This window comes from Peptoniphilus harei (genome assembly GCF_016726485.1).
Taxonomy (GTDB): domain Bacteria; phylum Bacillota; class Clostridia; order Tissierellales; family Peptoniphilaceae; genus Peptoniphilus_A; species Peptoniphilus_A harei.
Genome location: NZ_CP068103.1, coordinates 1,897,382 through 1,923,259, shown reverse-complemented (window position 1 = coordinate 1,923,259; position 25,878 = coordinate 1,897,382). Strand labels below are relative to the sequence as shown.

Sequence of the window (25,878 nt, the reverse complement as noted above, 5' to 3'; positions counted from 1 at the left end):
GAGGCTACAATATGGAAACATATCAAACTAGACAACAGGCAGTACGACTTCTTGATGAAGTGTTACAAGCAAACTTAGATGGATTTAAACCTTCAGGAAAAGACAATTTGATTGAAAAGGGTTTAGGCTCTATCCAAATCATGCAAATAGTTTCAGAGCTTAAAAAATTAGGGATAAAATTATCGTTTGCAAAACTAATGGAAAATCCTACACTTGAAGATTGGATTAGACTTATTGAAAAAGCAAATATTAAAAATATTGATAAAAAGACTGAATCAAGAGAAAAGAATATTTCGGAAGAGTTCCCTTTAACGGATGTACAGTATGCTTATTTTGTAGGGAGAGAAGAAGATCAGGTTCTAGGTGGTGTTGGGTGTCACGCATACTTAGAAATTGATGGACAAGAGATTGTAACAGATAAATTAACTGCTGCTTGGAACTGTTTACAAATGGAAAATCCAATGCTTAGAGCAAAATTTAACCGTAATGGTACTCAGCAAATTATGGAAGAACCATACTCAAAAGAAGTTAAAATTTTTAATTATACTTCACTATCTGAAGAAGATGCAGACATAAAACTATTGGAAATGAGAAAAGAAATGTCTCATAGAAAATTTGATATAGAAGTTGGAGAAGTAGCTAGCCTTAGCATTGCGTTACTAAAGGATAAAAAACATAGAATATTTTTAGATATTGATATTCTAGTTGCAGATATAATGAGCATAGGCATTATAATGAGTAGACTTGTAGAGCTGTACTGCGGAGAAGATAAAGTTTCAATAGATAGCAATTATACTTTTAAAAATTATCTGGAGGAACGAAAAATAGATGACGAAATATACAAAAAAGATAAGGAATTCTGGAAGAAAAAAATTGAATCCAGTTTTCCTTTAGAGGCACCTAACTTACCCATTAACAAAAAACCGGAAATGATTGAAAAAGTGGTTTTTTCAAGAAGAAAGAAAATTATTAGCAAAGAAAACTGGATTAAGATTAAAGAAAATGCATATAAAAATAAAGTTACCCCATCAATGGTTCTGTTATCAGCATATTCAATGATTATTGAAAGATGGACAAATCAAGAAAAATTTGTGATCAATGTGCCATTATTCAATAGAGATGTAAATGATAATAGTGTTAAAAGAATGGTTGCAGATTTTACTAATCTTCTATTAGTTGAGTGTGAAAGAAAGAATGAAAAATTTTTAGATAGAGTGAAAACTATATCTGGCACATTTTTAGAAAATGCCTCTCACAGCTCATACTCTGGAGTGCAGGTACAAAGAGATGTTTATAAAGAAGTTGGAAAAACTATCAATATTGCACCTGTGGTGTTTGCTTGTAATATAGATTATCCTTTAGAGACTCAGGAAACAAGAAAAATATTCGGGAAAATAAACTATATGGTATCACAAACTCCACAAGTTTGGCTCGATTTTCAAACTTATTTAGTAGATGATGAGATTGTATTATGCTGGGATGTGGTTGATGAATTATATCCAGATGGAATGATTGATGATATGTTCGACTCTTTATACACTTTATTACAATCATTAAGTGATAATGAAAATTGGTATAGATTGCCTGAAATTCTTCCGTTGAATCAGATTGAAGATAGAGAAAAAGAATTAAAAAATATTTTGCCTATGAGTTACCCTAAACAAACTCTCTATACAGAATTTCTTGATAGGATTAAAGTAAACCCGGAAAAAGTTGCTATTGTGGATGCACAATCCGGTATTGAATTAACTTATGGAGATTTATACAAAAAGGCGTTAATTATTGCAACAAATTTAATTTCTTTTGGAGTAAAAAAGAATGACTACGTGGGAATAACATTGCCAAGGGGATATAGTCAAATAGTTGGTATTTTAGGAATTTTATTTGCCGGCGCAGCATATGTTCCTATCGGTATTAATCAACCCAACGAAAGAAGAAGGAAAATATATGAACAGATAGGAATAAAACATGTCTTATCCAATAAAAATACAATAAGGGATTTTAATTTAGATGATACAGATATCACATTTGTTGATATAGATCAATCAACTATTCAAAGTATAATTGAAAAACCTGTCAATATTAGTCCGTTTGATACAGCCTATGTAATTATGACATCAGGAACGACGGGAATTCCTAAAGGTGTGGAAATTGCACACAATAGTGCTGTTAATACAATCAATGACTTAAATGAAAGATATGAAGTAAATGCCAATGATAGCGTAATAATGGTATCAGCAATTGATTTTGATTTATCAGTTTATGATATTTTTGGAATATTATCGGCTGGAGGAACCATCATTACTTTAGATGATAATAATTTCAAAGATCCGGAACTTTGGTTAAAACTTATTGAAAAATATGAAGTAACAATGTGGAATTCGGTGCCAATTCTTTTTGATATGCTAGTAACTATGGCAGAGGGTAAAGATGTTTCTATTCCATTGAGATTAGTTTTTCTTTCTGGAGACTGGATTGCAACAACATTACCTAAAAGATTTTATAACAGAAGCAAAAATTCTCTTGTAGTTGGAATGGGAGGAGCAACGGAGGCATCCATATGGTCAAACTATATCAATATTTCAAAAGAAATACCTGAAAATTGGATTTCTATTCCGTATGGAAAAGCGTTAAAGAATCAAGTCTATAGAGTAGTTGATGGTTTAGGAAGAATATGTCCTAACTATGTTAAAGGAGAATTGTTAATTGGTGGGGTTGGTGTTGCAAAGGGATATAGGGGAGATAAGGAATTAACAGAAAAGAAATTTGTAGAATCGGATGGAGTTAAATGGTATAGAACTGGAGATGCTGGAAGAACATGGAATGATGGAACTATTGAATTTTTAGGAAGGCTTGATAATCAGGTAAAAGTTAAAGGGCATCGAATAGAACTTGGAGAAATTGAAGATGCTTTAATTGGAAATCCTAAAATTAATAAAGCTGTTGTTGATGTTATTAAGATAGGCACTAATAATCAATTGGTCGCATTTATTGAAAGTAATGAGAGTAAGGATCATGCATTAACTAGATTAAGTAGTAATGAAAAAATAAATAAACTGAAATCTGAATACATTGATTATGATGAGTATCTAAATAGTGAAAATAATATGGTTTTAGGTTTGATATTTTCTATTTTCATGGATTTGGGTATTAGTCAAGGAAAAAGGTATTCTTTTGATGAAATAATGAAATTTGGAGAAATAGATATAGGATACGAATTGCTCGTAAAAAGATGGCTATTATTATTGCAAGAGCATAGTATGATAAGTTTAGAAGATGGTATTTATTTATTTAAAAAAATAGATATAGCATTAGACACAACAGTCAACCTAGATAATTTCAAAAATAATGTGGTAGATATTATACAGGGTAAGAAACAAGCTGTTGATGTGTTTTATGCTTCTGAATCTAAACTTAGTCCTTCCAGACTTTTGAAAAAACTGAAAAATTATAGAGAAAATATAAATGAACTTATTGAAATTATAAAGATGGTATTTGATGGCAAAAATAAAAAGCTTAAGATTTTAGAAATAGGTGGAAGAAATAGCGAATTAACAGAAGAGATAATTACAAACTTTGAAGATAAAATCGAAAAATATGTTTATACCGACACTTCGCTATATTTTTCAAATGAGTTTGAAGGCATAAAAAATAAATATACTTGTTTCGAGTTTATAAAAATAAATTCTTCAAGTAAGTATTTGGAAAATTTTAAAACGGAAAAATTTGATATTGTCATATTATATAATTCGCTACATCGTTCTCATAATATTTCAGATATGTTGCGTAATATAAAAACCATATTATCTCCTATGGGCGTTGTGATTGGAACTGAAATAAATGATGAATTATTATTACCAGAAATTAGTGCATCTGTATTAGAACGTGGTTTTATTGATTTTGATTTGTTAGAGCGTAATGGAAAAATTATTCCAAATATTAAAAACATTAAAAATGCAAGTGAAAATTGTAAATATAAAATTGAGTATTTATCTAATGAGACTGAAATTAACAAAATGGGAAGTATGATATATGTTCTTAAAAATAACAAAATAGATGTTGAACAAGATGAATTAATTAAATTTTTAAAGAACAAGCTTCCTGAATACATGATTCCATTTGAATTTGTAATAGTAGGAGAAATGCCTTTAAATAAAAATGGTAAAATTGATAGAAAAGAATTAAGGAAATTGATAGAAGGACATGATAATCAAGATTCTGGTTATGATAGCAAAAGTATTGAAGGTAAAAATGAAACAGAAAAGTATGATGAAATTACAAGGAAATTAGTCAATATTTATAAAGAAATTTTAAATGATATGAATGTATTATCGACTTCTAATTATTTTCAATTAGGAGGAGATTCTCTTACAGCGACGAAAATTGTTTCCGAAGTACAGAAAGAATTGTGTGTACAAATATCAATTGGAGACATCTTCAAATATCCTGTTTTGAGAGAACTTTCAGAGTATATTAAAAAAATTGACAAAAAGAGAAATTTATCATTTCAAAAAATTATACCTGATGTTGAAAATATAAATGAGCCATTTCCATTAACGGATGTGCAATTTGCATATTGGATAGGAAGAAACAAAATGTATTCTTTAGGTTCAGTAGCAACACATTGTTACTTCGAATTAGATTGTTTGAATATTGAGCCTAATAAACTTCAAAAGATAATAAATGATATGATTAAGTATCATTCTATGTTAAGGGCGATAATTTTAAACAATGGAACACAACAGATATTGGAAAAAGTTCCACCATTTATGTTAGATATTAATAACTTATCATGTCTTAATAAGGTTGAACAAGAGGAAGCTTTAAAATTGACTAGAGATATTATGTCTCACGAAATATTAAAGATAGATAAATGGCCTATATTTAATTTCAAACTTAGCATTTTAGATGAAATTAAATCCAGACTCCACATTAGTTTAGATAATATTATTTTAGACGGTTGGAGTATGTTCTACATTCTAGATGAATTGAAATTAAGATATAATGAAGAAAATTTTTATAAGGAATTACCAGATGTTTCATTTAGAGATTATGTTTTAGAAATTAGAAAAGTAAAAAACACATCTAAATATCAGGTTGATAAAAAATATTGGCTGAATAGATTGAATGGATTTTTGGAAGCCCCTAAATTTGAAATAGCAAAGTTAGAAAGTGATATAGAAGAACAAACTTTTAATAGAAGAGAAAAAATCATTGATTCTTATGGATTGAATAAATTAAAAGGAATCGCAAGAGAAAATAACATAACATTGACAATTTTATTAATAACATTATTTTCTGAAATAATTAGGAAATATTCATTAAATGATGAATTTGTATTAAATATTACACAGTTTAACAAGGAACAAATTCATCCGGATATAAATAAAATCATAGGAGATTTTACTAACCTAACATTTCTTGAAGTAAAAAATTGTACTAGCGATTCATTGCTAGAAAAATCCAAAATGTTGCAAAAACAATTATTAGAAGATACAAAACACAATTCATATAGTGCTGTAGAATTTGGAAGAGAATTAAGAAATAAACACTCTAACAATAGATATTCTTTAATGCCTATAGTATTTACAAGTGGATTAGGTTTGTCTGAAGGCAGGAAAGATGCTTGGCTAGGAGAACTTGTATATAGTATTTCTCAAACACCACAAGTTTGGCTTGATCATCAAGTTATGGAAATGGACGGCAAATTAAAAATAATTTGGGATTCCATTGATGAAATATTTACGGCACAGTTGCTAGATAGGATGTTTGAGTCTTATGGAAACTTATTGGATACTATAATAAATAATACCAATGCGTTTTCCACTAAAATTAATTATAAGGAAAATAAAGATACTGAAAATAATGTATGTATTAGAGAAGACTTATCAGTTTATCAAAATAATGAACCTGATGAAGATATTCATAAATCAAACAAGAAAACAGAAGATAAATTGAACACTGAGCTACTTTATTCTATATCAGAAATTTGGAAAGAAATTTTAAAAATTGAAGAAATAAAAAAAGAAGATAACTTCTTTAAACTAGGAGGGAATTCTTTAAATATGATACAACTATCTAATACATTAATGGAACGATATGGTTTTCATTTAGAATTAGGGGAATTTATGGAAACTCCATATATTGAAAATTTGGTAATAAAGTTGATGGATTTTTTGAAATGATGTATTTGGAGAGAGGAACATTATGATGAAAGCGATAGTTTGTGGAACAACTTTTGGTCAATCCTATATAAATGCGATAAAAAAAATAAATAATATTGAATTGGTAGGTATATTAGCTTTTGGAAGTAGTCGTTCTAAGAGGTGTGCAGAAGAACATAATGTTCCACTATATGTTGATGTAGATTCTATTCCAGGAAATATAGATATTGCATTTGTTATAATTAAATCTTCTGTATTGGGAGGTAAGGGAACTGAATTGTCAGAGAGTCTCTTAAAAAAAGGAATTCATGTGATACAGGAACATCCAATTCATTATAGGGAGATAGAGAACTGCTTAAAGTTGGCTCATGAATTCAACTCATGTTATATAGTAGGGAATTTATATAATTCATTGGAAACTATTGAAAAATTTATTGAAGCTGCAAAATATTTAAATAAAGAAGATGTTCTTGAACATGTAGATATCATGACATCTTCGCAACTTCTTTATTCTTTGATAGGTATTCTGAACGAAGCATTACCTCTTCTTAGAAGTTTTAATATAATTCCAACGTTAACAGAGAAAAGATACCCTTTTAATCGTGTTGTTTTGTCAAATGGGCAATTGGATGTAAACTTACAAATTCATAATGAGGTTTCTGATGTGGATGGGAATAACCATATGCATCTTCTTCATAAAATTACTTTTTTTTATAAAAGTGGAAGATTAGATCTTGAAGATACCTTTGGATCTGTAATATGGAGGGATAGAATGAATATATCTGATAATATTGTGTTAGATTCAAAACAAATTGATGTTAATTATTTAAATAAGCCAATAAAATTTAGCTTGGCAAATTACAGTAACTTGACATATGAAACTATACTTTATGATGTTTTTCCGAATGCCATAAGGAAAGAAATTGAAAAATTTATTGAAAATGTTAAACAAAGAAAAAATAATATTACAAGAACGCAAAAGGAAATAATAGTTTCGAAAAAATGGGGAGAAATAATGAAAGAAATAGGGTTTCCTAAAAATGTTAAATTTGGTGAAGAACATCTTAACCATTTACAAGCTTTAAAAAATTTAGGGATGAAAAAATGAAACTAAAAAATGATAGTACAGACTTAGATTTATTTGATTATGTAAATGAGCTGAGAAAACAGGGAATGTTTTTGTTTGTGGAAGATAAAAAATTAAAATATAGAATCAAAAAAGAATTATACAATGAAGAGGTAATCAACGAAATTAAAGTTAACAAAGAGGATTTACTCAGATATTTATCAAAAGCACAAGAAAACACTTTGGAATTGAGTTCACTTCAGTTGGCATATATGGCTGGACAAGTAGATGGGGAATTTTTAAATAAAGTTAATGCTCATTATTATATTGAATTTGAAAAGCAAAATTTAAATATTGCTAATCTTGAAAAAAACATTAATTTGATGATTAGAAAAAATGATATTTTAAGATTGATTTTATTATCGGATGGTAGAGGGATTATTCTGGAAAAAGTTCCTGAATATAAAGTTTTTAAATATCAATATAATTCTAAAGAGGATAGGTATAAAATGCGAAAGATTTTATCGCATATGAAGTATAATATCGAAACATGGCCTATGTTTAAATTCGTAGTTGGAAAGAAAATTAATGGCGAGAATAAAAATGATGTACTCCACATAAGTTTTGATTGTTCTATATTAGATGCGTGGAGTGCAGGTAATATGATATATAAGCTTTTTGCGTTATACGAAGGAGAAAAAATAAGTTTTTCCGATGTATCTTATAAAGATTATGTAATGAATTTAAGAATATATAAGGAACTTGCATTTAATAAGAGACTTTTAGATGAGGCTGAAAAATATTGGAATAAAATGATAAAAACACTACCAAAAGCACCGAATTTAAGAACAAAAATGCCGATTAATGACTTAGAAGAATACAATTTTAAAAGAAAAGAATATCGTTTTAGTAAAGAACAAACTGACAATTTAATACATTATTCAAAACTAAGAGGTGTAACGTTGTCTGCTATTTTAATCACTATTTATATGAAAGTATTGTCTGACTTAATTGAGACTGACGAATTAACAATAACAACAACATTATTTGGGAAATTACCAGTAGTTAAAAATGCAGATGAATTGTTGGGAGAATTTACAAATATAGGATTAATTAGCTATAAAGATGAATATAAATCTATATTAGAGTCCATCAAAAAAACCCAAAAACAAATATTTAAGTTATTAGAATATAGATGTTTTGATGGGATTAATGTTATAAATAAAGCTAGGCAAGAGAATGGAATAAATAAATTGTTTCCAATAGTAGTTACTTGCATGATTGGAGAGAGTTATAGCAATTGTAAAAATGGATTTCATGAAATATGTTCATTAAGTCAAACACCTCAAGTTTATCTAGATCATCATATAAGAATGATTGATGATAGTATTGTGATTACTTTTGATTATATAGATGAGTTATTATATGAAGAGGATATTATTTGGATGGTAGGTAAGTATATTGATGTTTCAAATGAAATATGCTCTAATTTTTGATAAATCAACTATGGAGGGAATAATATGAAAAGAAAAAAGTTTAATATTGAGTATCAAAAAAGAATTTATAGTGGTAAATATAAAACAATAATCTCACAAGAAAATGTTAAAACGCTCCTGGTTGAACCAGAATTAGAGGAAGATAAATCGGAATTTAAGATAAATTATATTGATAATATTAATACAGACAATGAAGTAAAAAAGAGAAAGTATTTTGTCCAAAAATTTTTATTAGATTTATTAACTGAAATTAATGTTAAAAAAATAAAAATAGACAACAAGAATGAAAATATAATTAAATACTGGTTGAAATATGTGAAAGATTTTAAAGCAGATGAGATGAATGAAGTAAAAATCGCAGAGGATTCTTTATATAGAAAACTACAACTAAAAAAGAATTTATTTGTAGATATACTTGAGAATAATAATAAAAAAGAGCTTTTGCTTTTAGATAATGAAATATCCCCAGCAAAACTAGGCATTAGAAGTGAGTTTACTGAGAGCTTATTAGATAAATTAATTAAAAACATCAATAATGAAAGTAAAGATATTAAAAGGTTAACAATAGGCATTGTTAATGATGTAGATTGCATAATAAAAGATAACTTAGTCAGCAGAATTAAAGATTTAAACAATGTAATTTTATTAAATGATTGCAATGATAAGAAATTTTTGAAAGATAATTACTTAAGTAGATTTGATCACATTATTTCTGTTAATTTTTTACATCAAATTGAAGACGTTGAATCTTTTTTCAAAACCTCAAAACTAATGTTAAAAAGAAACGGAAAAATTCATGTAATTGATTTTGGTAAAATGGATCCAATATCTGTACTTACAGCCATATTTTTTCAAGAAAAAAATCTTGATGTAGAAACTGAAAAACGTACGCAGTTTTTTTATAAAGTTGATTACATTAAGAAAATAGCCAAAAAATATTTTTTTAAAAATACTATGTTTTTGATAGAAAATAATATTGCTTATTATCTCGAATCAGAAAACTATACAGATCATATTGAGTTGATAAATAACTTAGAAAATGAAATTGGGTTAGATTTCGATAAGAAGATTGTTTTGCTGTCATTGGACTCTTTTAATGTGGATGTCTCTGATAAAACAACAATAAAAGAACAATTAAAAAATTATAATGAAAATTTAGAAGAAATCTTAAAAATAATATGGATGCAAAATTTGGATATAGATGATGTAGATAGAAATTCTAATTATTTTAAGCTTGGAGGAAATAGCTTATCTGCAACAAAGCTTCTAGTTGAGATAGAAAGAAGATTAAAATGCAAACTCACATTAAATGAAATTTTTTCAAATCCTGAATTTGAAAAAATGTTAAATTTGATAAATTCAAAACAGTTAGGTATGGAGGTAGTAGAAGGTGAAATATGATAGGAATAATTGGAGCTACTGGAGATATTGGTTCAGAATGTACTAAAATTTTGAATGGTTATGGAATCAAAGATATAAAGTTGGGATATAGAAGAAAAGAAAAAGTTTATAAGAGTAAGAATACTTTTGCATTTATAGATTTGGATGATATAAATACTTGTATTGAGTTTGTTGATGGATGTGACTGTATTATAAACTGTTCAGGGTATTCAGATTCATCAATATTTAATTTAATAGATACAGTTAATAAAAACAAATGTATTCTCATTGACTTAAGTTATTATAATTTCTATGAGAAATCTGTTTTTGAAGGAGGAACAATATATCATGGAGTTGGTTCATCGCCAGGATTAATAGAAGCATTGCCAGTTATTATTTCTAGAGTTTTTGATAAAACCCTTAGTTTTCAAATGTATTACGCCTCTAATGGGGAATTTACTTATAATGCAGCCAAAGAATACTTGAGATATTTAAGTGAAGATGGTTTTTATGCAAGATCAATCTTAAATTCAGGAAAGATAGAACCCTATTTGGCAGGAGATAAAACAATAACATTGCCAATAAGCAGCGAAAGATGGGTGCCATTTCCGTATATTGATAAAAGAACTCTTAAAGTTTGTAGGCAAATAGGTGTGGAAAATGCCATATTCTATATGTGCATAAAGAACGGATATGTTTGCAATTTTTTAAAGAATATTCGTTCTGATAACATTGAAAATATAAATGTAATGGCACAAAAATTAGTGGATTTATCCAATTTGGATAATATTGAAAAAAAAGAATTTGGCGGATTTATCTTAGAGGCAACAGGAATAAAAAATAAAAATACTATAGATGCTAATATGATTTTAAAAAGCATTTCACCAACTAGATTAACGGCTCTAACAGTAGCAGCTGTTTCTATTTTAGCTCTAGAACATGGTAATAAAACTGAAATCAAAGATATGAGTGAGTTTCCTTTATTAAATAGTTTACTTGATAAGATGATGGAAATGGATACAACATTTTATTACAAATTGATGAAAGGAACAAATTTGAAATTGAATAATATCTTTGAAGGAGAAATATAAAATGAAAAAAAGATTGAAAGCCATAGTTTGTGGCACGAATTTTGGAGAATTTTATTTAAAAGCATTAAAGAGTGCCGAATCAGATTTTCAAATTGCAGGTATTATCGGAAGAGGAAGTGAAAGGTCAAAGACACTTTCAAAGAAATATAATGTACCACTGTATTTTAATGTTGAAGAATTGCCATCAGATATAGATTTAGCTTGCGTTATTGTTAGAAGTGAGGGAACAGGTGGGGATGGAACAGAATTGTGCATAGATTTACTAAATAAAGGAATAAACGTAATTCAAGAGCAACCTGTTTATCAAGAACATTTATATAAATGTTATAAGCTAGCAAGAGAGAAAAACCTTATTTACTTGACTGCAAATCTATATTCAAATTTATCAAATATGCAGAGCTTTGCAGTGTATGCAAAAAAATTAAATATATATTCTAAGTTAGAATATATAAGCGTTTCTTTTTCTACACAATTATCATATGTAGCTTTGGATTTATTAGCTATTTCTGGAATTTTAGGTGATTTGGAGTTGGATAATAATATAATAAAGGGATTAGGCCCATTTGATATATTATATGGAAATATAGGGAAATTACCTATTTTAATAGAATTCAATAATCAATTAAATCCCAAAACACCTGATTACAATATGCAATTAATGTATAGTTTTAAACTTTATTATGAAGATGGAGTATTATCGCTAAATGATGCGTATGGAGATGTTGCTTGGCGTCCAAGAACATATTTAAAAGGAGCTAAAGACGATTTAAATATAGGTAAAGAGTCAATCTACAAGGTTTTGAATTCTTTAAAAGAAACGAGTACTTCAAAATTTTTTCAAACATACTGGATTGATTCAATAACAGCAGAATTGATTAAAATGAAGAAATATATGAATTCAGGCAAACTTGATATTCGTCGAGTAAACAGGGAACTATCAACATCTAAAAAATGGGAAATTTTGCAGAAAAAAGCGGGATATGCAAAGTTTATGGAGACTAGTAAAGAGAAGCTGCTTTTGCTGAGTGATATAAAAATTTTTGATGAATAATTTAATAAGGAGGTAAATAATGGAGAACGGTTATAAAGAAATAATTGAAAAATATTCTAAGCAAGGTATTGAGTTGTATGTTGATGGTGAAAAGTTAAAATATAAATCCATAAATGGTCAGTTAGATGAAGATATTTTAATGGAATTAAAATTAAATAAAGATGGACTTAAAGAATACATTAAAAAACTTGAGAATAAATATGATGTTAAAGATGATTATGCACCATTTCCATTATCTCCAGTTCAGAAATCATATCTTTATGGAAGAGATGACTTACATTCATATGGAAATGTATCTTGTCACATTTATCAAGAATTTTTATATGATAATTTAGACGTTTCAAAAGTACAAGATACATGGAATTACTTGATAAATAAACATGAAATGCTGAGGGCAGTTATATTTAAAGAAGGTTATCAAAAAATACTACAAAAAGTTCCAGAATATGAGGTTGTTACAGGAGATAGGATATCTATTAGAGAACAGTTAGAGGATAAAGTTTATCAATTAGAAAAATGGCCAATGTTTGATATTGGAGTATCAAATTATGGAGAAAAATCAATTTTACACTTTTCGATGGATTTTATGATATGTGATTGGTCAAGTATATGGCAACTTCTATTAGAGTTTGAGATGAAGTATTTTAAAGGAATAGAGAATGATAGACAATCTAAGATATCATTTAGGAATTATATAATAAGTGAAGAAAAGACAAAAGAAAACTCGGAATACAAGAAGGCGAAAGCATATTGGAGTCAAAAGACTAGAAAATTAAAGACATCTCCAGTAATACCTTTAAAAACGCTAAAAGAAACGGATGTTTGTAAGTTTAAAAGATTGTCTTTAACATTAGATAAGGATATGTGGGATAAATTTAAAATTTTAGCTCAAAACCATGCTTTAACACCGACAGCGTCAGTATTGACTGTATATAGTGAAGTACTAAAAAAATGGAGTACAGAAAAAGAATTTCTTATAAATTTAACTTTATTTAACAAGAAAAATTTAGGGGAAAATATAGAATATTTAGTAGGAGATTTTACAAATACATCGGTAATTTCGATAAAAAACATAAAAGAATCTTTTTCAGAGTTAGCAAGAGAAGTTAATAAAGAATTATTCAGCTCAATAGATAATAGTGCATATCCTGGAGTTAATATATTAAGAGATATTGCTAAACTGCATAACTCCAAAGAATTTTTAGCACCGTATGTATTTACAAGTGCAATAGGGTTAATTAAAAAGAGGTTGATAGGAAGATATGTGTATGGAATATCTCAAACACCGCAAGTATTTATTGATTGTCAAGCTATGGATACTGAATTAGGTTTACAGATTAATTGGGATGTTCGTGAAGGAATATTTGAAGATGATATGTTGGAGGATATGTTTAGTGAGTTTAAGAAGATTTTAATAAATTTATCGAACAATAAAGAATTTTGGGAGAAACGTCTTGAAATTAATCTACCTAAGTGGCAACGTGAAATTAGAGAAAAAGTTAATGCTACAAATAAAAAAATTAATAATAAGACATTATTAGAAGATTTTATAGAAAAAGTAAAATCTTATCCAGATAAGGCGGCTGTTATAGACTCTAGAGGTTCAATTTCTTATAAAGAATTATATAATAAGTCTGTATCTATAGCTTTAGCATTGAAAGAAAAAAATGTAAAAAAAGGTGAGCATATAATTGTAAAACTACCACATAATAAAAGTCAAGTTTATACTATTCTTGGAATACTTATGGTAGGAGCTATATATGTTCCGGTAGATTTTAATATAGAAGAAAAAAGATTAGAGAATATTTTAAAACAATGTAATTGTAAAGTTATTTTGACAAATGTCAGTTGTTATGATAGTAGACAAAGAAATTTTGTGAACATTGATGATGTAAATTATAGGTTAGATTTGATAAATATGTTTAATATAGAACATATCGATTCGACTGATGCAGCTTATATCATGTTTACGTCAGAGACTACTGAAAATCCAAAAGGTGCTGTAATAAATCATGGCGCAGTATTTAATACTATATATGATATAAATCAAAAATTTGAAATATCTGAGAGAGATTGCATATTAAGAATATCAAAATTAGATTTTGACTTATCTGTTTATGATATTTTTGGAATGCTATCAGTTGGAGGAACTATTGTATATCCTGATGAAAGTGAGTATTTAAATCCTGCTCATTGGGATAAATTGATTGAAGAAAATTCTGTGTCTATATTAAATATGGTACCAGAATTAATGAAACCATATTTAAATTATTTAGAAAATTTATCAAAAAAACAAAATTTTATTAAACTAATATTGCTATCAAGAGATTGGATTCCTTTAAATATGCCTAATGCGGTGCAAAAAACTTTTGTAGAATCTAAAATAATAGTATTGGGAGGTGCTACAGAAGCCTCTATATGGTCTAACTATCATGAATATAAAGGTATTAAAAAGGGATGGAAAAGCATTCCGTATGGGAAACCGCTCACTAATCAACAAATTTATGTATTAGATAAAAATTTTGAAGATTGTCCAGTTTATTGCGAAGGTAATTTATATATAGCTGGTAGAGGCTTGGCGGAAGGGTATTTAGGAGATAAAAAATTAACAGAAGAAAAGTTCTTTATTCATCCTCTAAAGCAGATCAGACTTTATTCTACTGGAGATTTGGGTCGCTATTTATCAAGTGGAGAAATAGAATTTTTAGGTACGGAAGATACTCAGGTAAAAATAAGAGGCAATAGAATAGACCTTGAGGAGATAAAAAATGCTTTAATTAAGCAAAAAGTAATTTCAAATGCTATTGTAATGGTAAATGAAAATAAAAAAGAATTTCCTATTGAATCAGTAGTAACAATTGCTAGAGAAGACAGAGATGATAAATTAGATTCGCATTATGAAACTTTATTTAATAATAATGAGGGTATAGATATTAAAAATAAGGAATACTTATTTAGTAACAAATATAGGGAATTATGCGATATAAGAGATAAAATATGTTTAAATGCTATACTAAATGCAATGATAGATACAGACATATTAAAAAAAGAACCAAATTCTGACTTATATAAAAGAAAAAGGAAATTAAATGATAATAAATATAATTGGATAATTGACAGATGGTTATATCAATTGATAGAAAAAAATATAATATATGCTGAAAATGGAGATTATAAAATTCAGTCTATTTTGACATATGATGATATTGCTAATTTATGGACAAAAGTTTTTTTAAAATGGGATGTTAAAAATGATAATAGTTTGAAGTACTTAAAGTATGTCAAAGACAGCACGGATAATTTAGTAGAAATTTTAAATGGGAAGATTGATCCAGTAAATATATTATATCCTGAGGGTTCTGATATTTACACTGATGCAATGTATAATACAAGTATAAATTCTATTGTTATTAATAATTTTTACTGTAATTTTATTAATGAGTATATTAAAAATAATAATCATAGGAAAATAAGAATTTTAGAAATAGGTGCCGGAACTGGGGCAACATCTGAAAAAATAATAGATTTATTAAATGGTGTAGATTATGAATATCATTTTACAGATGGAAAGAAATATTTTTTATCTAAAGCTAAAAAGAAGTTTGAAGATAATAAAAATGTTAAGATCTATCAATTGGACATTAATGAAGATCCTATAAAAATTGGAATAGAATACAATTATTTTGATATAATAATTGGCGCTTATGTTTTAGAAAATGCTAAAGATGTTGTAAGTAGTTTAAATTATATAAGAAATATATGTGCGCCTAAGGGATACTTACTATTTTCTGAGCCTATACGTAATGAACCGTGGATAATTGCATCTCAAGTATTTATGATGGAAAAACCATTAGATTCATTAAGGAAAAACAAATTTTTCTTATCAATAGAAGAATGGAAAAATATATTATATGAAAACAATGAAAAAATCTTTACTTTACCAAGAGAAGAATCTGTTATAGAGAAATTAGGAATGGTTTTGTTTATAAAACAGTTTAAAAGTGATTATTCTTTTATCAATAGAGAGAAAATATATAATAATCTTAAGATATGTTTACCTATTGATTTGATGCCTGACAAAATAACTTTTTTAGAAAAATTCAAATTGACTTCAAATGGTATAGTTGACATAAAGAAAAATTTTTCATATGAAACGGATTATTTGAGATGTGCAGAAAATGAATCTATTAATTTTGATTCAAAAAAACATCTATACCAAAAGAAGCATTGAATATTTGTGCTAAATTTTTAGATGAAGAAGAATTAAATTTAAATAAGAATTTATATGAATGTGGAGCTGATTCATTGATTTTAGCTCAAATAGCAGCTGAAATTACAAAAAGCATTGAATCAAGTAGCACATTTGAATCTATACTTAGAGAATTAATAGATGAACCAACTTTTTATAGGATTTCTGAGTTATTGAAAGGCGGAAACGGTACAGAGCATAATATTTCTAATGATGAATTTATATACTCAAAAAAATATAGTGCAGCCATCGAGGATAAAAGATTAAGAGTTATATTACATGGAGCTTTTGGAAATCTTGAAAATTTAAAAAATTTAGCAATGGAATTATGTTCTCAAAATAAAGGAGATATATTATTGATGGGTGTATCAGATATAGGTAAGTATCTAGATATAAATTCAGATGAATTAGTTGAAAAATTGGCAAATGAGTATTATAAAGAAATACAAAAATTTTCTCCAACAAATGTTCAAATAATAGGATATAGCTTTAGCGGGGTAGTTGCAATAGAAGTTTCTAGGAGATTATTAGAAGCAGGAATTTTAGTAGATAATTTAGCAGTTATAGAAGGTGGAAGCTTGTTAAATTATAATTATGATGAATTATTATTGGAATTTAATTTCTTACAAGCATTTAATATTGAAATTTCAGATATAGGATTTAAAGAAACAAATATATTAGATATAGCATTTTCTAATATGGATAATAATTATGAGAATGCAATGACGGTTAATAATATATTGAGTAAAATGCGATTCGAAGAAGATATACTTTATGTAAAAAAATTAAATTCTTTATCTCAACAAAAAAGATTTGAATTATATTATAATTTAGTAAAAAATAAGGGAAATTCAATTACAAAAAAATCTTTTTTAGATATGTATAAAATTTTCATAAAGTCATTTAATGCTCAAAAATTTATGCCTGAAATATATTTTGGGGATATAGATTACTATATAGCAAAAGATAATGTTGGGGCATATAAGCACTTTAATATCCTAGCTGAAAATTGGAAGAATATAATTATTGGCGATATTAGAAAATTTTATATACCAGGCAATCATTATAGTTCAGTACAAGGAAAGTCAAACTCAAAAGTTTTAGCAAATATGTTAAATGAAAATATGTCGAGCGAAATATAGAGAATAAAGTATATATTATAATAAATATTTAAAAAAGAAAGTATATCGTTTTGTGGGGGGGGTGAAAAAATGATAGAAACAATTATTTGTGGAAAAGTATCAGGAAATTTTATTGTAGAATCTTTATTTAAATTAAAAGATATAATTGAAATATCAGGAATTTTTGAAGTTAATTCTAAGACAACAATTAGAGATGCATATTTTAATAATTTGCCACTTTTTACAAATATAAAAAATATCCCTAATAATACTAAACTTGCATATGTTCCATTTAATTCTGAAATTAATAGAGATGTAGATATTGTTCGCTATCTATTAAATAGAGGAATAAACGTAATTGAAGAAATTCCTAAAAGTAAAAAAGATACAATAAAATATTTAAAGGAAATAAAAAGTAAAAACTGTTACTATCTTATTAGAAATTTATATGAAGAAACAGAAATTTCAAAAATGTTTATAAGAAAAGCGAAACAAATAATGCAAGAACAAAAAATAATATATATTGATTCGTTTATATCTAAAGATATGTTATTTTCTATTTTTAAAATTATTAAGTCAAGCCTTAATGAGAATTTTTGTTTTGATATAAAAACATTTAGTCATGATGAATTTATTACTATTAGTGGGAAAATATCGGAAATAACATTTTGCTTTAAAGTATATGATCCTATAAATATTAATAACAGATGCAAATACTATGAAAATAAATTGGAGTTTGTATTTGAAGATGGTAGTTTGATTTTAGAAATTTTTAAAAATATAATTATCTGGAAAAATAGAAGAAATTTATTTTTTGATAAAGATAACATAAATATAAATTTATACAATGCAGAACAACTACTAAATTTAAAAACATCTTTTACAGTCGAAAATAAAACAGATTTAAATGATGAATTATTACTTTTGGTAAAAAAACAGATCACTTTTTTAAATAATATGAAGAATGATGGAAGAAAATATTTGCCAAAGGTACACGAGATTATTAAAGATGTTCAATTATTTGATGAATTTGAATATTTAGTAAGAAAGTTTGATTTAAAAGATGACCTTACAATAAAACAAAACTCATGTTTATCCTCAAATTTAGAAAAAAATGAGTGGTTGTATGAAACACCTAATTTAATGAATATTCATTCTATACAAGATGTTGAAAGAAGGTACTCATTTATAGATCATGTTCATGTAAATAAATTTTTAGAATCGATAAATATGTATATATATTTGTCCATGATATTGTTTTTTCAAAATAATGGTGTTTTTATTGATTGTAATCGCAAATATAATATAAATGAGATTATTGAAAAAAACTTTAATAGTAGAAATAAAAATATTATATTAAGATGGTTAAATATATTATTCGAAAATGAATTTATACATCTAGAAAATAATAATTGTTATTTGCGTAAAGTCGTGAATAAAAATAATATTGATAGATATTATGAAGATGCAAAGAACTTATGGGATTGGAAATTAGGAGATCCGTTGTCTATAGATTATATAAATCAAAATATAAAATATTTACAAGAATTATTTGATGGAAAGAAAAAATGTAATTCTATATTATTTCCTGAGGGAGACCTGAAATATGCAAAGGCATTATATAAGAACAACATGGTATATAGATATATTAATGACTTAGTAGCAATAACTATATCTGATTATGTAAAAAAATATTCTAGTGGAATTAATAAGATAAAAATTTTAGAAATAGGAGCTGGAATAGGAGCTACTACAGATAGTGTATTAAAAAGATTAATAGATGAAAATTTGATTGATGAAGTATTATATAAATATACAGATATATCGAATTTTTTTTATCCAGTGTGCAAAAAGCAAATATGAAAATGTAGTTAGTAACATTGAATATGAAAAGATTGATATAGATAAAGATTTGGAAAAGTTAGGAAAGGAAACTTTTGATATAGTGATAGCTGTAGGTGTATTAAATAATTCTGGAAAATTAAATACAGTATTGAGAGAGATATATAATACTGTAAAAAAAGATAGTCTTATATTAATTGCAGAACCAGTTAAGGAACCTCCTGAAATGCTTGTTTCACAAGTTTTTATGATGACAAAACCAACAGATATTAGGCTAGAGAAAAATAGAACATTTTTAAATAGATTAGAATGGCTTGATTTATTAAAGGATACATTTGATAAAAAACAAATTCTTACTTATCCTAAAAATACACACGCCTTGTATGAATTTGGGCAACAATTATTTGTTGTTAAAATATAAAAAAAGGAGATAAATAAGTAGTCATGAAAGAAACAATTATTTTAGTATGTGGAGCTTTTCATTATGAATGGTGCTGGAATGAACATTTTATACCATACTTTAAGGAAAAAGGATACAATTTACATGTGCATGCATTATCAAAAGAAGCTAAAAATTTAAAAGATTCTATGAAAATATTAAGGGAAAATATTAAAAAAATTGATACAGAGTTTATTTTTATAACACATTCTATGGGTAATTTGTTTATAAATGAATTTTTAAAAACTTATAAAGATTGTGTGCCGAAATCAATGGTTTTTTTAATGCCATTTCCAATTGAAAACAGGATTAAAAATTTATTCTTTACTAATAAGAATTATATTAAGTTGACAAGGGAAGAATTCTTTTTTTCTGGAAGAGTTAATAACGCTAAAAAGTATATTGATAAAATGAATAAGGAACCTCTAAGCATAAGAATGTTGCCTGTTATTTATTCCTCAATTAAAAAAATAGAATTTAATGTTCCAATTTAACCATATATTCTAAAAATGACAATTGTTTACTCGGAGAATCAGTAATAGAATCAGCTAAGTTGTATAAATCAAAAATTGTTGTTTTAGACGATGTGTGTCATGATTGTATGCTTGATCCAGAATGGAAACTAGTAGCGGACCTAACAAGAGAATTTATAGATAATTAAATAATATGTTATCATAAAAAAATGTAATTGATAGTGATTGTTGACTTCATTAGCTTCTTTATGCTAAAATATAGTAAACGGTGTTATCTTAATTTGGGAGGTGAAACTTACTGAGAGACAAAGATGTTACAATAGAGAAAATATTAAAAAGTGCAAAAAGCGAGTTTACAGAGCATGGATTCGAAGAGGCTTCTATTCGCACTATTGCTAAAAATGCAGGAATTACGCCTGGTGCAATATATAAGCATTTTAAATCTAAAGAAGATATTTTTAAAGTACTTGTAAGTCCTATACTTAATCACTTATACAGAAGAAGTAAAGAATTGACAAATCAAGCGATTGAAGAAATTAAAGTAAATGGTTTACAAGCTTTTGGAGAAAAATCTGATGATAGTAATAGGGAATTATTGGAATTTATTTACCAAAACGATCCTATAGTTAATCTTCTGTTTAACTGTTCTCATGGTACGGAATTTGAATCAATTCGTCATGATTTAGTGAATCTTGAAGTGCAGGGCGCTAAGAAATTAATTGAGATTCTTAAAGAAAAAAAGATTGAAGTAAATGATTTGAATGATGATGAACTTCATGTTCTTTATACAATGGCATGTACGCCTTTATTTGAGGTAATCACACATAGGTATCCATATAATGAAGCCTTAAATTTTATCGATATGATGGAGGCAGCAATGAATTTTGGTTGGAGGAGGATTATTAAATGAAAACATAATATAAAATTAAAAAATAATAAATTTTGAAATCGGGTTAATCCCGATTTTCTGCGTTTTATGGAAAGTAAACAAAAATAAAAAAAATTTACCAGTAAAGATTATTTTGAATCAATCATATTGTAACTGGTAAATAAATATAAAAATTTAAATGGAGGTATTCAAATGAATGAATCAAAATTAAAAACAAAAGATTTAGTTAACATCGGCATTTTTTCAGTGATTTATATGGCGTTATCCATGGCGGTAATGTTTATTCCTGTGTTTTCTCCGATACTTTGGTTATTATGGCCAGCAATGACAGGCATAATATGTAATTTTATTTACATGTTGTTGGTCTCTAAGGTGCCAAAACCAGGAACGGCTTTACTTTTGATAGCAATTACAGGGATTATATATTTTGCTATAGGAGAATGCACTTTTACAATTGTCATAACTTGCGTTATTGCAGGGGTTTTAGCAGAAATTACTAGAAAAATTTTGGGATATAAAAGTCAAAAAAGCGTAATAGTATCTTCAGGATTGATTTGCATTGGGTTGATTGGCTCACCATTGCCTATGTGGTTGTTCCAAGAATCTTATATGAAGTCTATTATTAAAATGGGAATGAGTCCAGAATATGTAAATAAATTACAAACTTTAATTTCAATTCCAACACTTATCGGGATGATCATTACTGCATTTATTGGAGGAGTCATTGGTGCATATATAGGTAAAGCAATGTTCAAAAAACGTTTTGAGAAAGCTGGAATTATGTAAATGGAGGGTATTGTAAGAGGCATTATAAAGCTAAATCCACTAACTGAAATCATTTTTTTGATTTCAGTTAGTATTATTAGCTTTGCAAATAATAGCTTAAAATTAGATTTTTTTATTCTTTTAATTGTTGCTATTATAGCGTTATTTATGGGACTTGTTAAAATATCTTTAAAGGCATTATCTATGTTTGTATTATTACAGGGATTGAAATATTTTGTTTTGCCGATTCTACCAGATGTCATATCAGCACATTTTGGATTATTGGTGATTCATGCTCCTAAGTTAATACCGATTTTTTTAGTTGGTCAAATTCTTGTAAAAACTAATCCTATACGAAATATTATGTATGCCTTAAAAATGATGCATTTTCCAAAAAGCCTAATTATTTCTCTAGCAATAGGCATCAGATATTTTCCATCTTTAAGAGAAGAAAAAATATTAATCTCAGATGCAATAAAAATAAGAGGCGTGACTGGATTTAAAAAGATACAATTAGGACTAATATCATTAATAGTTACAGCTTCTAATACCGCAGATGAATTAGCTCAGGCTATTACAGTAAGAGGGATAGAAAATCCTGCAAGAAAGACTTTTATGGATGATGCAGGATTTAACATTTGGGATCTAATAATTATTCTATTATGCATTCTGATGTTCTTTAATTTAAAGTTCAAGTTATTTTTATAAGAGGTACGAAACATGATTAATATAAATGAAGCTTCATATTCCTATAAGAGAAGCTTAGAAGAACAGTTAAAGAAAATTTCAATAAAGATTAATCAAGGAGAAGTTATCTTATTATGCGGAAAATCTGGTTCTGGGAAAACAACTATAACAAAATTAATCAATGGATTGATTCCTCATTTTTTAGAGGGAAATTTATTAGGAAATATTTTTATAAATGGGATAAACACAAAACAAATGAAGATATATGAAATTTCTGAAAAAGTGGGAACAATTTTTCAAAACCCCAAAACACAGTTTTTTAATTTAGATTCAGATAGTGAACTAACATTTGGATTAGAAAATTTAGGTGAAAACCCTGATAAAATAAAAAGACAAGTTTTTAAAGTGGTACGTGATTTGGGAATTGAAAGATTAAAAAACAGAAATGTTTTTATGATGTCAGGTGGAGAAAAGCAATTACTTGCTATTGCATCTATTTATGCTACCAATCCAGATGTATATGTGTTTGATGAACCTTCTGCAAATATTGATGAGTATGGCATTGAAAGAATAAGAGAGATGCTTATAAATCTTAAAACTCAGGGCAAGACAATTATTATTTCTGAACATAGACTCTATTATTTAATGGATTTAATTGATAGAGCTATTTATTTACAAGACGGAAAAATAAAATATGTTTTTTCAAATGTGGAATTTTCTTCAATTAGTGATGACTCACGAAAGAAACTAGGACTTAGAACTTTTGTAAGAAAGAAAAATGATGATTTTGCAAATCCTGTCACATTTTGTGAATCTGATGACTTTGTAGTTTCAAATTTAGAATATGAAAATAAGAAACAAAAAATTTTAGATAAGATAAATATTTCCGGAAACAAGGGAGATATTATTGCAATAACAGGTAAAAATGGTCAAGGAAAAACAACATTAATGAGAATTTTGTGTGGACTGTTGAAAGAAAACGAAGGAAAAATAAGCTATAAAGGAAGTCCCATAAAATATAAAAAACGAAGAAAACTTTGTTATATGGTTATGCAAGATGTAATTCATCAGTTTTTTTCGGAATCTGTAAGAGATGAATTTAGTTTATTTGATTCTAAAATAGATGAAAAGCAAATAGATAATATTCTAGAAAAATTAGATCTTAAAAAATTAGATAATCGTCATCCTATGTGCTTATCAGGAGGTCAAATGCAGAGACTTTCTGTAGCATTGGGGATGTTAATGAATAGAGAAATTATTATTTTGGACGAACCAACGAGTGGACTTGATTATACAAATATGCTCGAAATAAGCAAAGTCATTAAAGAATTTTCAAATAATAAAATTATATTTATTGTTACGCATGATAATGAATTGATTGATAGTACATGTAATAAATTATTGGAAATTTGCGATGGCAGAATAAAAAGATTTTATGAAAGAAGGTAAAAGATGGATATCTTAAAGGGACATAAAAGCAAGATTTTCGCAGCTGTATTCATTGCGATAATAGGAGTAGGATTTGGTGTAATACCTTATTTTTCTGTAGCAGCCATTATTAATAACTTGGTTGCAAAAAATGCAAATTTAAATAATTATTATCCATATATTTTTGCTGTATTTTTGGGATTTTTGGCAAGTATATTATTTCATGAAATATCTACTATTATTTCTCATAATCTTGCCTACAGGATTATTGAAGATAAAAGAAAGTTATTAGCTGACAAATTAAGTAAAATTTCTATGGGAGAAGTTGAAAGAAAAAGCAGCGGACAGTGGTCTCAATTTATGGTGGAAACACTTGATAAAATGGAAAAACCGATTGCTCATGTGATTCCAGAAGTTATTGCTAATATATTCATTCCTATAGTATTGATCATAACAATTTTTATAATGGACTGGAGAATAGGAATTGCAAATTTACTTACAATTCCATTAGGATTATTGTTCTCAATGTTAATGATGCGAGGTTATGAAGAAAAATCTAAAAGATACCAAGAAGCAGCTAAAGCTATGAATACGACAATGGTTGAATATGTAAATGGTATTAAAGTTATAAAAGCATTTAATAAATCAGCATCATCATTTGGGAAATTTAGAAAGACTGTTGAAGAGAATAAGAACGCAATGCTTGATTGGTATTTGAGTGTTTGTTTTTCAATGACAGCAACTATGGAAACTATCCCGTCAACTATGGTATTCGTTTTACCAGCTTCATTGTATTTCTTTATGAAGGGTAGTGTTGAAGTAGGAACTCTTATCACGTGTATATTGCTATCATATGCTTCATATAAACCATTAATAAAAGCTATGAGTCATATGGAAACAATAGCAAATATAAAAGTTGTATTTGAAGAAATAAAAAAAATAATGGAAATTCCTAACTTAAAAAGAGGAGAAGAAGTAAGAGATATAAAATCTTATGATGTAGAGTTTAAAGATGTTACATTTGCATATGAAGAGTCAAAGAATGTATTAAATAATATTTCGTTTAAAGCAAATGAAAATGAGTTAACTGCAATCGTTGGAAATTCAGGTAGTGGAAAGTCTACTATTACAAAACTAATCGCAGGATTTTGGAATGTTTCTAATGGAGAAATTTTAATTGGAAAAACAAATTTGAACGAATTGCCTTTAAAACAGAATATGGAGCTTGTTAGCTATGTATCGCAAGAAAACTTTCTTTTTAATAAAACAATATTAGAAAATTTAAAGATGGCGAAAGAAGATGCGAGTATGGATGAAATTAAAGAAGCTTGTGAAAAAGCGAGTTGCTATAATTTTATAAAGGGCCTACCAAATGGATATGAAACTATTGTAGGGAAGGGAGGAGCAAATCTTTCTGGAGGAGAAAAGCAAAGAATTGCAATAGCTAGGTGTTTTTTAAAGAATAGTCCTATTGTACTACTTGATGAAGCAACAGCATATTCTGATCCTGACAATGAATCAGTTATTCAACAGTCTATTGATAAGTTAATTAAAGATAAAACAGTGATTATGGTAGCTCACAGGTTATCTACAATTGTAAATGCAAATAAAATAATTGTGGTGGATAATGGAGAAGTAATTGAAGAAGGCACTCATAAACAATTACTAGAGTTAAATGGGAGATACAAAAAAATGTGGGATGTATATACAGAATCTAAAGAAATCGAGGTGATATAA

General features: G+C 27.2%; 16 protein-coding genes and 1 pseudogene. All 17 read left to right on the top strand.

Annotation, left to right across the window (positions count from 1 at the left end; genetic code table 11):
• The first annotated feature begins 11 nt into the window (after positions 1 to 11).
• Positions 12 to 6,185 (top strand): non-ribosomal peptide synthetase, encoded by a 6,174-nt coding sequence (locus tag I6I93_RS09050; RefSeq protein ID WP_201621239.1) that lies wholly within the window; start codon positions 12 to 14, stop codon positions 6,183 to 6,185.
• A gap of 22 nt (positions 6,186 to 6,207) precedes the next feature.
• Positions 6,208 to 7,272, top strand: coding sequence for a Gfo/Idh/MocA family oxidoreductase (locus I6I93_RS09045; RefSeq protein ID WP_094210132.1), 1,065 nt, complete (start codon positions 6,208 to 6,210; stop codon positions 7,270 to 7,272).
• Positions 7,269 to 8,726, top strand: coding sequence for a condensation domain-containing protein (locus I6I93_RS09040; RefSeq protein WP_036762252.1), 1,458 nt, complete (start codon positions 7,269 to 7,271; stop codon positions 8,724 to 8,726). The genes I6I93_RS09045 and I6I93_RS09040 overlap by 4 nt, the downstream gene beginning before the upstream one ends.
• Before the next feature lie 24 nt (positions 8,727 to 8,750).
• A complete protein-coding gene (locus I6I93_RS09035) occupies positions 8,751 to 10,127 on the top strand; it encodes a phosphopantetheine-binding protein (RefSeq protein ID WP_036762254.1) in 1,377 nt (458 codons plus the stop codon).
• Positions 10,124 to 11,197, top strand: a complete 1,074-nt coding sequence (locus tag I6I93_RS09030) for a saccharopine dehydrogenase family protein (protein WP_036762256.1) — start codon at positions 10,124 to 10,126, stop codon at positions 11,195 to 11,197. Before I6I93_RS09035 ends, I6I93_RS09030 begins: the two co-directional genes overlap by 4 nt.
• 1 nt (position 11,198) lies before the next feature.
• Positions 11,199 to 12,248 (top strand): Gfo/Idh/MocA family oxidoreductase, encoded by a 1,050-nt coding sequence (locus I6I93_RS09025; RefSeq protein ID WP_036762259.1) that lies wholly within the window; start codon positions 11,199 to 11,201, stop codon positions 12,246 to 12,248.
• Positions 12,249 to 12,267: 19 nt separating this feature from the next.
• Positions 12,268 to 16,479, top strand: coding sequence for an AMP-binding protein (locus I6I93_RS09020; RefSeq protein WP_201621238.1), 4,212 nt, complete (start codon positions 12,268 to 12,270; stop codon positions 16,477 to 16,479).
• Positions 16,476 to 17,639, top strand: coding sequence for a thioesterase domain-containing protein (locus I6I93_RS09015; RefSeq protein ID WP_201621237.1), 1,164 nt, complete (start codon positions 16,476 to 16,478; stop codon positions 17,637 to 17,639). The genes I6I93_RS09020 and I6I93_RS09015 overlap by 4 nt, the downstream gene beginning before the upstream one ends.
• 69 nt (positions 17,640 to 17,708) lie before the next feature.
• Positions 17,709 to 19,481 carry a hypothetical protein gene (locus I6I93_RS09010; RefSeq protein ID WP_112890259.1) on the top strand — a complete coding sequence of 591 codons (1,773 nt, stop codon included), beginning with the start codon at positions 17,709 to 17,711 and terminating at the stop codon, positions 19,479 to 19,481.
• Positions 19,414 to 19,881: a methyltransferase domain-containing protein gene (locus I6I93_RS09005; protein WP_112889223.1), complete on the top strand. Its 468-nt coding sequence runs from the start codon at positions 19,414 to 19,416 to the stop codon at positions 19,879 to 19,881. Before I6I93_RS09010 ends, I6I93_RS09005 begins: the two co-directional genes overlap by 68 nt.
• 23 nt (positions 19,882 to 19,904) lie before the next feature.
• A complete protein-coding gene (locus I6I93_RS09000; protein WP_112890258.1) occupies positions 19,905 to 20,393 on the top strand; it encodes a lipase family protein in 489 nt (162 codons plus the stop codon).
• A 277-nt stretch (positions 20,394 to 20,670) separates the two neighbouring features.
• Positions 20,671 to 20,775: pseudogene (locus tag I6I93_RS09380) on the top strand (hypothetical protein); the annotation flags it as partial.
• Positions 20,776 to 20,883: 108 nt separating this feature from the next.
• The gene (locus tag I6I93_RS08995) at positions 20,884 to 21,282 is read left to right on the top strand and encodes a hypothetical protein (protein WP_036762271.1); all 399 of its coding nucleotides are present in this window, start codon (positions 20,884 to 20,886) and stop codon (positions 21,280 to 21,282) included.
• A gap of 171 nt (positions 21,283 to 21,453) precedes the next feature.
• Positions 21,454 to 22,047 (top strand): MptD family putative ECF transporter S component, encoded by a 594-nt coding sequence (locus I6I93_RS08990; RefSeq protein WP_002842188.1) that lies wholly within the window; start codon positions 21,454 to 21,456, stop codon positions 22,045 to 22,047.
• Positions 22,048 to 22,734, top strand: coding sequence for an energy-coupling factor transporter transmembrane component T family protein (locus I6I93_RS08985; RefSeq protein WP_000398547.1), 687 nt, complete (start codon positions 22,048 to 22,050; stop codon positions 22,732 to 22,734). It abuts the gene before it with no gap.
• 12 nt (positions 22,735 to 22,746) lie between these two features.
• Positions 22,747 to 24,162 (top strand): ABC transporter ATP-binding protein, encoded by a 1,416-nt coding sequence (locus tag I6I93_RS08980; RefSeq protein ID WP_094210128.1) that lies wholly within the window; start codon positions 22,747 to 22,749, stop codon positions 24,160 to 24,162.
• 3 nt (positions 24,163 to 24,165) lie between these two features.
• A complete protein-coding gene (locus I6I93_RS08975; protein WP_048950572.1) occupies positions 24,166 to 25,878 on the top strand; it encodes an ABC transporter ATP-binding protein in 1,713 nt (570 codons plus the stop codon).